Source organism: Flagellimonas lutimaris, from assembly GCF_003581615.1.
GTDB classification, from domain to species: Bacteria; Bacteroidota; Bacteroidia; order Flavobacteriales; family Flavobacteriaceae; genus Flagellimonas; species Flagellimonas lutimaris.
Genome location: NZ_QXFH01000070.1, coordinates 23,860 through 36,915, shown reverse-complemented (window position 1 = coordinate 36,915; position 13,056 = coordinate 23,860). Strand labels below are relative to the sequence as shown.

Genomic DNA, 13,056 nt, shown 5'->3' with positions numbered 1-13,056 from the left:
CTTTAATCCAATTTCAACTCATAAAGTTTTCGACCCCCGAATCTGTTCTCTTCATCGGCAATCAAGAGTGTGTTGTTGTTCGCAAAACAAATCGATTCAACCTGAGTGTCAGTTTTTAAGTCAATTATTTTTATTGACGCTTTGGTCAAGTCCGGAACGCTAAAATCGGTTAGTAAAAATACGAACCCATAGCTCAATAAGGCTATGGTATTACCATTCGGTGAAATATCGGCGCTTGTCACCGAGCAATGGTCTTGGTCGGCACATAAGAACAACGAGCCCAAAAATTCTGCCTCGTATTCCCCTTCCTTGTCCGGTACACGATAAATCAAAGTGTTTCCAGAGTATGGCCTTGTACGGTTTTTAGTGAAGATGTACAGATGGTCATTTAGGTGAAAAAATCCTTCCGTATCAAAATAAAGACTGTCTTTTTGGGGTGGGAAATCTTTTTGCTGTGGGTAATTGAACTCGATCTTGTCGGCATTGGGCTTTTTTTTGTCCATTTCATCGTTGGACACTTTGTATATGACCAAGTCCTCACGCCCATTACCATTATTACCAAAATCACCGATATATAGGTTTCCATCATCATCCATGGTCAAATCTTCCCAATCCTTATTTTTGGCATGGTCAACTTTTAATGATTCCAAGATTTTACCATCATTATTGACCCTATATATCTGATCCTTGTTACCACTGTCTTCAATCACCCAGATTTTACCATCTTCGGTAACTTGCAACCCGGATACTTCTTTAAGTTTGGAAGGGAATTTGCCCAAGTCCTCCAACTCGCCCAAATAGGTTCTTTGGGCACAAGCTTGTACTACGATTAATAAAGAAATAAGGATGAGTTTATTCATTGGATTCCTTTATCGGCATAAATACCTCCGTGGTCCACTCCAACTCATTTCCGCCCATATTGGGGTTATTGTAGAAAATTTCAATCGGTTTTTTCTCTATGGGAATATTTTTCTTTTTAGCATAATCCATTATGGCATACCATGCTCGGTCCGAGGTAATATAGTTTCCGTGGTAAATAGCTTTGATGGCATTTTTACTAAAGATACGTTTGTATTCAATATCAGGATGGTCGGGTAGTCTTTCGGAGCGAATAATTGGATTGCAGAAATTATAGGAAAGACTGTTGTTTTCCAAATCCCAATCCAAAACTTCCACAAAAGGGGGCCCATTCAAATTAATTTTTTTCTCCAATAGAATGGCATTTAGAAAATTATAGTTGGCCATCATGCCCTTGGCCTTGTCTTCTGGTGATGTTTTGAGTTGAATGCAGGCGCAAAATGAGGAAAAAGTTTCTTCTTCCCCTTCAATGGAAACGTTGAAACCTTTTATATGTTCATTCAAAAAATCATTAAAGTCCAAGAGCAATTTTCTAGAACTTTTTTCAAAATCGGTGTCCGAAAAAGGAACGGCCAAGCGGTTGTTAAGCGAATGATCTTGATCTTTGATATTGACCTGAACTTCGCTCAAAGAATCATGAACCGGATTTATTTCCCATTCATACACATGAACGGAATCGTTCACGAAAATGGTTTGCTTAAAATGGCTTGGGCTTATATAATCCACAGGTACTATAGAGTCGAAGCTCTTGTTCCAAGCCTTTACGGTTTCGAATATGGTTCCGGGAATTGCCTTCGCCTTAAAATTAACTTGATAATCTTGGGGCTTTAAAAACAGGTACCACAAAATTACTCCCACCACAAGGGCCAGGATTATTGAAATAATCTTCCTCATAACTTTGGAGCAAAAATACGGATTAGCCTTTTGTCATGTCCAATTTATCCACTACAAATTTCCCAAGGTCCCTACCTTGTTTAATTCCAACTTCAATGGCCGCACGATAATGGATGCCACCATACATTCGACTTAATGCAGCTTCATCAGATGCCTGGTTAAAAGAGGTATAGGAACGTACAGGCAAGCCATAAGCTACTTCGGTATCATCATCAAAGGCAAAATTATCCCCAAAAATATCCGTTAGCGCTATGGCCGCAGCACCGGATACTACGCTATGTCCGCTTGTATATTCTGGGAACGGAGGCGTTTGCAGCACAGGCTCCCAACTGTCGTCTATATACTCGTTGATAACCGTTTCTGGGCGTATTAAGTTGCTTCTATATTTTTCATCCCAACAGCTTATAAAAGCATCAGCTATAGCTATTGAGGTCTTGGTATAGGCGTAGACAGTTTTGGCAAAGTCAGCATCTGTTTTTCTTGATGCTATTTTGGCAATTCCTATCCAATGCGCCCCGGGGGTAATTTTTTTGGTGGCGAACATTAAGTGTCCTCTGGTAACTGATACATAAGGATTACAATCCCAAAATTGGGCAATGGCTATTTCATCTGACTTATCACCTTTACCGATCATATTTTTTCTCACTTCGTACACTTCCATTACTTCTTTGTAAAAATCAGAATCTTCTTCCATAGAAAATTCTGGAGGAGGAATGGGCTTGAATTGTTGGGCGGAGTCAATGGCAAAAGGACGAATTTTTTCCCAATGTGGCTCAATACCGTTCATATAGGCTGGGGGAGTGGGCTGCCAGCGGGATGGATCGTCGGAGTCCACAGAGAATTTGGGCATCGTCCTAGTTTCCTTGTAGTTGTCCTTGTCCATCCATTCACCAATATGATCAGCTACTTGCAGGCCATATTCCTTGGAGGCATTAAAGACAGGCTCGTTTTTGTTCATCCATATGGTGTATAGGCTGTCCCTAAATGTTTCCATCTTTTCTTCAGAAAAGATAAGTCTTTTGCTTAGGTCCATTTGGGCAATCAATGCCGCCATTTCATAATTGATACTTTCATCATTTTTCGGATCAGGAATACTTTTCAGCCCGGTTACCTGTCCTGCCAATGACTTATAGGTGTCATTATTCTTGGTTATTATCTCATAAGCCGCAATATTTGGGTAGGCAAATATTCTACTGGCCACTGGGGGAGAGAATATATCGTGAATCATTATCTCGATTACCTTGTCCACAGAAGCGTGATATTCTTCGGGAGTAATTTCAACAGGTTCCTGTTTTTTTTGACATGATGCCAGAACCAATAATAGTGCTGCGGTTAAACTTATTCTTTTTCTCATGGCCTTGCTGTTACTTATTGATTTTATAGACTTGTGCTTTATCGTTATTGAATACGGCTAACAAATACTTTTGATTGTTTAGTGTGATTGTTTTTAAGTGACGAATTGACTTTTTGGTGAAATCCAACCCTAATTGATTGCACAGAACAATGTCGTCCTTACTTTTGAGAAGGGCACCCGGAAATGAATCGAGTCTGCCGTGATAAGGTTTTACACCAAAATAATTTCCACCAATCAATACTTCGGTTGTGCCATCACCATCAAAATCATCTACTAAAAATGATATGATAGGGGATACTTGAAGTTCGTTCCTAAAGGGAACAAAAATAAAGGTGCCATTGTCATTTCTTAAATACCCCGATTTAAGTGTGTTGACTTCCAATTGAGTAGATGCCTCCAATATATCCTCGGCGAAAATTTCTTCCATGGTATTCCCAGCAAAGGACTTGTATGTTGTGTATTTCTTTTTAAGGTACACCATTTGCGATGCCAGCCCATCCAAGGTTTCCAGTGGATAGTAGTCCCCATTCTTTTCCATGGCGGTTACCGTTTCTGTTTGACCATTTTCATCAAAGTCGTTGAAATATAATTTCATCGGATGTTCTTTAGAGGCCTTGAACTTGGAGTTTGTTCCCCAATTGCCCAAAAGATAATCCATATCGCCATCTTCATCAATGTCGAAGGCTTCTATAGTTTGCCAAAGTCCAGTAATATTTTCCTGTTCTATTTCGGTGAAAGAGCCATTTTGATATTTCAAAAATTTGGGAGACATCCATTCCCCGACCAAAATTAAATCGGTAGTGGTATCTCCATCAAAATCACTCCAAATGGCATCAGTAACCATTCCCTTGCCCAGTTCTTCAAAGCCTCTCTTTACTTTAAATGTTCCGCCATCGTTTTCTAGTAGAAATGAAGTGGCCGGTTTTCCAAATTTTGCCGTAATGGTATGTCCTCCAATAAAAACATCCAAATCACCATCATTGTCAAAATCAAAAGGTCTTACAACCGAAGAATTTTGATAGAATTCCGGAAGCTCCATACTATTAAAAACAGTATCTTTTTGAACATAGTAGGCGTCCAAAAGAGGAGTGGATTTACCATAAAAGTCTCCCCCTCCTGAAGTCGCGATCAAGTCATTTTTTCTATCATTATTGAAGTCCGCAATTGCTGCCGAGATATTTTCACGTATGGAATCTTTTTGAATGCCATCAAATTTTTGACTTACAAAGGATGAATCTTGCTGAATATAGATTTGTGATGGTTTGTATTTAGAGCCTCCTAAGAAAATATCTTCTTTGCCATCACCATTAAGGTCACCAATGGCAAGGGCCGGTCCTCTATCGGAAATTTGATATGGAATTAATTTTTCACGGTTAAAATCGGTGTAGTTGTCCTCTATGTGCTCAAAATCCAATCCCAGATTGTTTTCCACCAATGTAAAACGGTGATTTTTTGTATTGCGAAGGGATTTATAGTCAAATAGTTCGGTGTTATCGGGCTCCACCATTATTGTTTGGTTTACTGGAACATTTTGTAAAACTTGATAGGTCTTATTGGGCCATATAATTTTTATGGAATCAATTTGCTCCACATTCTGGTATCCAAAATGTACCATCGGTTCCGATGATGCTTGAAAACCTCGTGTTGGGAATAACTCCTTGAATTGGAGTCCGTCTTTGGTATATGAATACACTTTGGTCCCAATGCCAAACCTGTTGTTTTCGGTGTAATTGAACTTTAGCTTTAAGTAATTTCCTTTGTCGTTTGTTTTATTGATGTATAGCGATGCAGGCTGATTGATGTTGTTGGTCACCAAATCCAAATCGCCATCACCATCGAGATCGCCCATTGCAGTTGCACCGGAAATCAAGGTGTCCTTTGAAATCCATTCTCCGGACATATCTTGAAAGTTTAGGTCCAATCCTCCCTTAAATACATAGTTGTGCACATTTCCAGAGGGCATTAAATCCAACGCTTTTTGGTCAACAAGTTTAGTGTTGTCCATTTTTTGCTGAATTTGTTCACTGGAAACAAATTTGATAAAATCCAAGTCGTTCGGTCTTTTTGGAATTCCATTGGAAATAAAAACATCTTGCTGACCATCAAGGTTATAGTCCCCAAAAAGGGCGCTCCAGCTCCAATCGGTCGCGGCAATACCACTCATCAAAGCAGTTTCCATGAAATTGCCATCGGGCTGGTTGACAAACAACATATTTCGTGTAAACTGATAATGGTACCCAAAACGATCGATCCTCATTTTTTGAGTTTGGATGTTATCATCCCCTTCGGAAGATTTTAATGCAACTTCATCTTGCGGTAACATGTCCAACGAGATGAAATCTGGTCGTCCATCATTGTTAATATCGGCTACATCGTTCCCCATGGAGAATCGCGAGGTATGTCCGAAGTATTCTTTCAAACTCTCTGTAAAAGTACCATCGCCGTTGTTGAGGTAATAATAGTCATCTTCATGAAAGTCGTTCCCTACGTATATGTCCGGATATCCATCTTGATTAAAATCGGCAATGGCCAAACCAAGTCCATAACCATTTATGCCTCCATATATACCCGCATTTTCACTTACATCGGTAAATCTACCATTGTCGTTGCGCAACAATTTATCACCTGTTTCATAACGTCGCTCGTATCTCAAATCAAAACGTCCAAAGGAATTTTGGGTGTGTACAGCATGGTTGAGCAAATAAAGGTCCAAGTCTCCGTCCAAGTCATAATCGAAGAAAGCTGCATTGGAGCTGTAGGAATCAAAATCAAGTCCATATTTTGCCGCACTTTCGGTAAATGTATTATCTCCGTTGTTTATATATAGTTCGTTGAATCCATTAAATCCGTTGATACCAACCACCGCGCAAACATAAATGTCCAAGAGGCCATCTCCGTTTACATCGGCCATTGTAGTCCCTGTGTTCCAACTGCTGTTTCCTTCAATTCCAGCAGAGTTTGAGATATCTTCAAACTTAAGATTGCCTTTATTTATGTATAATTTGTTTTTGACTTGGTTTCCGGTAAAGAAAATATCCGGCAAACCATCATTGTTGATATCGCCAATAGATACACCACCTCCATTATAAAAATAGAGGTAGTCCAAAATGCTCAAATCATTTGTAGAGGTTAGGGTATTGGTAAAATCCACCCCAGTTTTTTGAGGATCAGGATTTTCAAAAAGACTACCTCCCTTTTTGCAGGAAACAACTAATGTTGTTGCTAGTAATATGATTAGTAACCTATTCATTTAGGGCAAAAATCTTTGGTTTATTATTGTTAATGGCCGCAACAACGTATGTTTTACCATTTTTATCCTTGAACTGCTTCAGGTACTTTACTTCTTCCCTGATCTTGAAGCCGCTGGTTTGGTAGTCTTGCCAAGTAAAATTTAGGTTACCATCTCCCAACAACAGATTTCCTTGACTTGCATCCAGACGTGAAAATTGCGGTTTAAACTCGTAGTTGTTACCAGCCATGATGAGATCCAAATTACCATCATTGTTTACATCGGTACAGGTGATGTCACATACGCAAGAAAGTTGAACACGTGGAGGCAGATTTTTAATGGTGAATTTGCCACTACCCTCGTTTATTGCGATAACTGATGCAGAGGTTTCCACTTTTTTCACAATCGATTTGTCCATAACTTCTTTTGGGAAAAGCTGTTGGATGGTGCGGTGGGCATAATCGGATGCCTTTAGGTTTTGTTTTTTTAGTGAAGGCAATTGTTCCGTAAGTTCTCTTTTTTGATGAATTGGATAATCGCCACCGTTTTCTTGCATGGTCATGATTTGCTCAATGGTACCATTATTATCATAATCGTTGATGTACATTTTCATTGGGGCGTATTCCGTTGGTTTGTAGTGAAGGTTAAGTCCCTGATTGCCTAAAATTAGGTCTTGGTCACCATCACCATCCAAATCTGCGGTTTCAACGGTGTTCCACCATCCGTAAAGACTATCCAACGAACTGGTCATTTTTGACAACCTTCTACCTGTATTCTTAAAGATTTTTGGCGTATCCCATTCAGCACTTACGATTAAATCCTTTTTTCCGTCTCCATCGATATCCTCCCATTTGGAATCGGTTACCATTCCTGCATTTTTTAGGTCATATCCCAAACGTTCCGTTACGTTGTTAAAGGTGCCGTCTCCCATATTTTCCAGTAGTAAATGGTCAGGAGATATGCCATAAACACCTACTACGCTTCGGGAGCCTATGAATAGGTCTACATCGCCATCGTTGTCATAATCGTACGGTGATATTGTGGAAATATTTTTAAATGTTGATGGCAGTTCATTTTCGGATTTTGAAAAATTGCCCTGTCCATCATTTAAATATAAGCGTGCTCCATAATTACGTTGCATACTTACATCATTACCGCCAGAACCCACAACTAAATCAAGGTCTCCATCGCCATCGGCATCTAAAAAGGCGGCAGCCACATCTTCGAACTCTTTGTCCTCATCAAAAACGGAGGATTTCTTTGGGACAACTTTTCCATTTCCTCTATGGAGATAGATTGCCCCGGATTGATTTTTTGCTCCTCCAACAAAAATATCCTCGTTACCGTCACCGTTTATATCTGCAATTGCCAATGAAGGACCTTCTTGAGAAAGCTTGTGGGCAATAAGACCTTCGTAATCAAAATCGTTGTAATTATCCTCTTTGTGCGCTGTAACTACATCGGTGTTCAATTCCTTTAAAAAGGGATTTTTAGCTTCTTTCTTGGGTATTGTATAGGTTTCATTTGCGTTGGAGTGGTCAACTGTCAACACTTGATTGACCGCTACATTTTCCAATTTTTGGGTGAGGTTGTCCGGCCATACAATACGAATGGAATCTAGTTTATTGGATTGACCCAATCCAAAGGTCATGTCATACTGAATGGAAGACTGAAATCCTCTCGAAGGAATCAATTCTTGGTTTACAATGTTGCCATCAAAATAGAGCTTGGCCAACGTACCTACCGCAAAAGGGTTGGTTTCCGGCCCTTTGAACTTAAGTTGGATATAATTATTGTTTAACTGGGAATCGGTGTTGTTTTTATAAATAAAGGCGGGAGTGTTCACATTATTTATTACCAAGTCCAAATCACCATCATTGTCCAAATCCGCGTAGGCAGCACCGTTGGAACGGGAGGGAAGCTCAAACCCCCATTCTTTATTGGCGTTTTTAAATGAAATATCCCCATTGTTTTTATAGGCGTAGTTCGGTTGTGGCTTTATCGGCATTTTGCTTATTATGGAATCAATAGACTCCTTTTTTCCGGTCAATGCCATTTTTTGGACAATCTCATTGGCAAAAAAGTCAACGAAGTCCAAATCGGTAAGATCGTGGTTAATACCATTGGTGATAAATATATCCTTAAGTCCATCATTGTCCATGTCGAACATAAGCCCTGCCCAGCTCCAGTCGGTAGCGTCAATACCACTGTAGTAGGCCACTTCTGAGAATGTACCGTTGCCGTTGTTGAGCTGCAAGGTGTTTTGGATATACTGCTGGCCAAAATCTTTACTTTGTTTAAGGTCAAAAATATTGTATCCCTCAAACTCCATTACAGATTTTACTCTGGACTCTTCTTCCGGAAGCATATCGGTAATAAAAATGTCGTTGTGCCCATCGTTGTTGATATCGGCGATATCGATTCCCATGGCCGAAAGACTCAAATGTGATGTCCAATCTGTGATTTCTTCATTGAAAGTGCCATCTTGTTGATTGATGTAGAGGTAGTCCCTTTCATAAAAATCATTGGAGACATAAATGTCGGGGTAAAGGTCACCGTTAAAATCTGTCACCAGTACACCAAGACCAAAACCGATAAGACTCCCGTAGATTCCGGCGTCTTCACTAACATCTACAAATTTACCGTTGTCGTTTCTTAGGAGCATATCACCTACACCCTTAAAAATGTCCGGGACTCCCTCCCAATCTTGGGCCCTTACTTCCCGTTGCTCTGCATATCCAAGGCTGCTTACTGGAATGTTACTATTATTAAGAATATATGCATCTAAATCTCCATCCTTGTCATAGTCAAAAAAGGAGGCGTGTGTGGTAAAACCTGTTTTGGCAAGATTATATTCCTCTGCTTTTTCGGAAAAAGTCAAATCTCCATTATTGATGTAGAGGTCGTTGTCATGGTTGTTGCCTTCCATGTTCCCTGCATTGCAAACATAAATGTCCAACAACCCATCATGATTAATATCGACCATTACGACGCCCGTGGACCATGGTTTATTACCTAAAACACCTGCGTTTTCAGAAATATCCTCGAACTTCATATCTCCTTTATTTAGGTAAAGTCTGTTGGGTTCCATGTTGCCGGTAAGGTAAATATCCTGCAACCCATCGTTGTTGATATCACCTATGGCAACACCACCACCGTTATAGAAGTTTCGGTATTTGAATATGTTGAAGTTCTTCTTGTTTTCGACCTTGTTGATAAACGTAACACCTGTTTCTTCAGGTTCCAACAAGGTAAAAAGCGTCTCTATATTCTTTTTTTCCTCCGGTTGGTCTGCTTCTTTGTTTTTACAAGAAACTATCCCTAACAAAAGAAGGCATATAGCTGTATATTTCAGTTTCATTTATCTTTTTGTTTTTTGACCAAAAAAATGGGAGCATCATTATTCATTGTTATTATGAATTCCTCATTCCCATTACAATTTATTTTTTCAATTTTTCTGGCTGCACCGGAAATCCCCAGGTTTTGCTTCCAACTAATATCTCCGTTGTCGCTATTCTGCAATAAAAATCCGTGTGAAGCATCCAATCTACCAAGTTGGGTGCTTATCTCAAAATTATTGCCCACCATTAATATTTCATTAATCTTTTCTTTATTGTTTTTTACCAAGTGAATATCGTTTACGGATGAGGATTGTACTAAACGTGGCAATTCTTTTAATTTAAAGTTGTTATTGCCATCATTTTCAAAATATGAAGTGGAAAGTATATACACTTTCCTTTTTGTTGCTTCTTTTAATTTATCTGTTCCGAATAGTTCTTCCAGAGATGCTTTTGCAAAGTCTTTATAGAAAAGGAACTTTTTGTTCAAAAAGGGCATTTGCTTGGCAAGTTCATCTTTGGACGCAAAAGCTGTCTCTCGTTCACCATGGTAATGTGTGACAACGGTTTCAATGGAACCATTGCCGTCAAAGTCATTAATATAGAGTGTAACAGGCTTTTCTGCCGAGGCATTGAACTTGGTGTTCAGCCCCCAGTTTCCTGCTAGTATGTCCAGGTCCCCATCGTTATCCATATCTGCAAGTTCAATACAGTTCCACCAACCATTGGTTTTGGCAAGCCCATTATTTTCATATGGCGACAGTTTTTTGCCGTTATTCAAGAAGATGGTGATTGGAATCCAATGACCTGCCACAATAAGATCTTGAAATCCGTTTTTATCAAGATCTTTCCATACAAAATCCCTTACGTTGCCAATATTTTTTAGTTCTGGAGCAAAGGAAGTAGTTACCTCTTGGAAGTTGCCAATTCCATCATTTTCCAAAAGATATTGTTGACTTTTCTTTCCAAATTGCGTCGGTACTGCGTTTGAAGAGATAAAAAGGTCGAGGTCACCATCATTGTCAAAGTCCACGGCATCTATTTTTGATGCGTTTACCTCCAGTTCTTCAAAGATTTTTTCCTCTTTGGTGAATGTACCTTTGGTATTACGATATAATCTTGGTTGGATTGGTTTGCCATTTGTAAATTCATTACCGCCGCTTACAACGATTAAATCGAGGTCTCCATCGTTGTCTGTATCCACAAATACTTGATCAATATCCTCATTGATGGCATCTTCTTCGAATAGTTGGGTTTGATGCCCATTGAAGTTTCCTCTGTCATCTTGCAGGTAAAGTTTTGAAGCTTGTTTTTTGCCACCACAAATGAAAACATCATCTAGCCCATCATCGTTTACATCGGCAACGGCTGCTGAAGGACCTTCATTGGAGTAGGCAAAAGGAGTTAGTGGATTTCGGTCAAAATCCAAAGTGGGGTATTCTTTATGAACAAAATCAATGTTCTTTGAAGAATGCTCATACTCTGGGTATGTTTTGTGTATTGTATCCTCAAAATAGTTTCCCGATGCATTGGAATGGGAAACCTTCAACACTTGATTGGTGGCGATTTTATACAAAGTTTCAAAGTTGCCTTTGGGCCATATGATTTGGATGGAATCAATGATGGAATCTTTTCCAGCTCCAAAAGTCAGGCTATTGTCCTTTGCAGACATAAAACCACGAGTAGCAACATTCTCTTGAACTGATTGCCCCTTTTTGTTAAATACGATGGCTTTTGCACCTATCCCAAATTTGTTTTTTGGACCTCCTTGAAATTGAATTTTGACATAATTTCCGGTGTTGAGGGTATTTTCCATAACAAAGGCCTCTTGGTTGACATTGTTAACGACGATATCCAAGTCTCCGTCATTGTCTAAATCGGTATAAATACAGCCATTACTATAAGAATCTATTTTTGGTGCCCATGTATCGGTAACATTTGTAAAACGTGTGCCATCGTAATTTTTATAGAAATAGTTTTGTACTTTTTTCTGAGGTAAGCGGTCAATAAGTTCCATGTCCTTGTCGGACAATCCTTTTTCTATATTTTGTTGGATCTCTTCGTTCGATATGTAATTTATGTAGTCCATATCGTTTGTAACGCCTTGTATGCCATTGGAAACAAAAACATCTTTAAATCCATCATTGTCAAAGTCCGCCAATAATGCGCCCCAAGACCATTCTGTGGCATCTATACCACTTAAATTGGCGATTTCCGCAAAGTTTTCGTCACCTAAATTCAAATGAAGGGCATTTGACATATACTGTGGAGCGAAACCATTTTTTAAATACTGTTGGTACACTGGGTACGGATATTCTAGTCCTGATGTTTTGTAGGTTTCCAAATCTTCGGGGAGCATATCCAAGGATAAAATATCGGATAGGCCATCATTATTGATGTCCGCTATGTCGTTACCCATGGAAAAGTGGGTTGTGTGCCCTAATTTCTTGTCATCTTCAGAGATGATTTCTTTAAATGTACCATCTTTTTGATTGATGTATAAGTAATCATTTTCAAAGAAATCATTGCCAATGTAGATGTCTGGATAACCATCATTGTTTACATCACTTATGGCAAGTCCCAAACCATACCCTATAGTTCCTTGAAAGATCCCAGCTTCTTTGGAGACATCAATGTACTTGCCATCTTCGTTTTTAAAGAAAATGTCACCGGACATGGAGTCAACAATTTTTCGTTTCGCACCTTTACCATAGGAACGATTCGGATTTACGGAATGATTTAAGAGATACATATCCAAATCTCCATCCAAATCGTAATCAAAAAATACTGCTTGGGTGGAGTAGCCTATAAAATCCAATCCATATTTTGCAGCTTCTTCTTTAAATGTGGGAATACCTTGTTCGTTGTTGCCCTGATTTATGTATAGCAAATTTTGTCCGCTTATAGCACCATGGTCACCGACGTTGCAAACATAAATATCTAAAAGGCCATCATTATTTACATCAGCATGTGTAACACCGGTTGTCCAACCTGTTTGGTTGATTAAGTTAGAAGGAACGGTTACATCTTTAAATTTGAGGTTGCCTTGGTTTAGATAAAATTTGTCCTCGTTTTGATTGGAAGTGAAGTAAAGGTCGACCAGACCATCACCATTAAAATCGCCAGCGGCAACGCCAGCACCATTATAAAAATAGAGGTAATTTAAGATGTTGAGTTCCGGAGTTTGTTCAAGATGATTGTTAAATTTTATCCCAGTGTGTCGAGAATCTTTTTTAACAAAGAGCGTGTTCACTTTGTTTTTCCCACAGCTTGTCAAGATAAGTGCGACACCAAAAATAATCCAAAGTAGTCCTCTCATTTCTTTCATCAATAGCAGGGAGTAATTTAAATAATTCCGAGGCAATTGGGTATACCCAAACGAT

The 13,056-nt window shown here is 39.2% G+C and carries 6 protein-coding genes; all 6 read right to left on the bottom strand.

The window, feature by feature from the left end; genetic code table 11:
* Window positions 1-2: 2 nt before the first annotated feature.
* The 6 genes from D2V08_RS04585 to D2V08_RS04560 are packed head-to-tail and all read right to left on the bottom strand — an operon-like array spanning window position 3 to window position 13,001.
* Entirely contained in the window at window positions 3-860 is an 858-nt protein-coding gene (locus tag D2V08_RS04585) for an NHL repeat-containing protein (protein ID WP_119606904.1), read from the bottom strand.
* Window positions 853-1,752: a GyrI-like domain-containing protein gene (locus D2V08_RS04580; protein WP_119606903.1), complete on the bottom strand. Its 900-nt coding sequence runs from the start codon at window positions 1,750-1,752 to the stop codon at window positions 853-855. The genes D2V08_RS04585 and D2V08_RS04580 overlap by 8 nt, the downstream gene beginning before the upstream one ends.
* 22 nt (window positions 1,753-1,774) lie before the next feature.
* A complete protein-coding gene (locus D2V08_RS04575; RefSeq protein WP_119606902.1) occupies window positions 1,775-3,106 on the bottom strand; it encodes a vanadium-dependent haloperoxidase in 1,332 nt (443 codons plus the stop codon).
* A gap of 10 nt (window positions 3,107-3,116) precedes the next feature.
* Window positions 3,117-6,356: a VCBS repeat-containing protein gene (locus tag D2V08_RS04570; RefSeq protein WP_119606901.1), complete on the bottom strand. Its 3,240-nt coding sequence runs from the start codon at window positions 6,354-6,356 to the stop codon at window positions 3,117-3,119.
* Window positions 6,349-9,696 (bottom strand): CRTAC1 family protein, encoded by a 3,348-nt coding sequence (locus D2V08_RS04565; protein ID WP_119606900.1) that lies wholly within the window; start codon window positions 9,694-9,696, stop codon window positions 6,349-6,351. The genes D2V08_RS04570 and D2V08_RS04565 overlap by 8 nt, the downstream gene beginning before the upstream one ends.
* The gene (locus D2V08_RS04560) at window positions 9,693-13,001 is read right to left on the bottom strand and encodes a VCBS repeat-containing protein (RefSeq protein ID WP_119606899.1); all 3,309 of its coding nucleotides are present in this window, start codon (window positions 12,999-13,001) and stop codon (window positions 9,693-9,695) included. Before D2V08_RS04560 ends, D2V08_RS04565 begins: the two co-directional genes overlap by 4 nt.
* Window positions 13,002-13,056: the final 55 nt, after the last annotated feature.

Excerpts from the sequence above, each read along its gene's own strand:
- D2V08_RS04585 (WP_119606904.1), bottom strand. The coding sequence starts at position 860 with ATGAATAAACTCATCCTTATTTCTTTATTAATCGTAGTACAAGCTTGT.
- D2V08_RS04580 (WP_119606903.1), bottom strand. The coding sequence starts at position 1,752 with ATGAGGAAGATTATTTCAATAATCCTGGCCCTTGTGGTGGGAGTAATT.
- D2V08_RS04575 (WP_119606902.1), bottom strand. The coding sequence starts at position 3,106 with ATGAGAAAAAGAATAAGTTTAACCGCAGCACTATTATTGGTTCTGGCA.
- D2V08_RS04570 (WP_119606901.1), bottom strand. The coding sequence starts at position 6,356 with ATGAATAGGTTACTAATCATATTACTAGCAACAACATTAGTTGTTTCC.
- D2V08_RS04565 (WP_119606900.1), bottom strand. The coding sequence starts at position 9,696 with ATGAAACTGAAATATACAGCTATATGCCTTCTTTTGTTAGGGATAGTT.
- D2V08_RS04560 (WP_119606899.1), bottom strand. The coding sequence starts at position 13,001 with ATGAAAGAAATGAGAGGACTACTTTGGATTATTTTTGGTGTCGCACTT.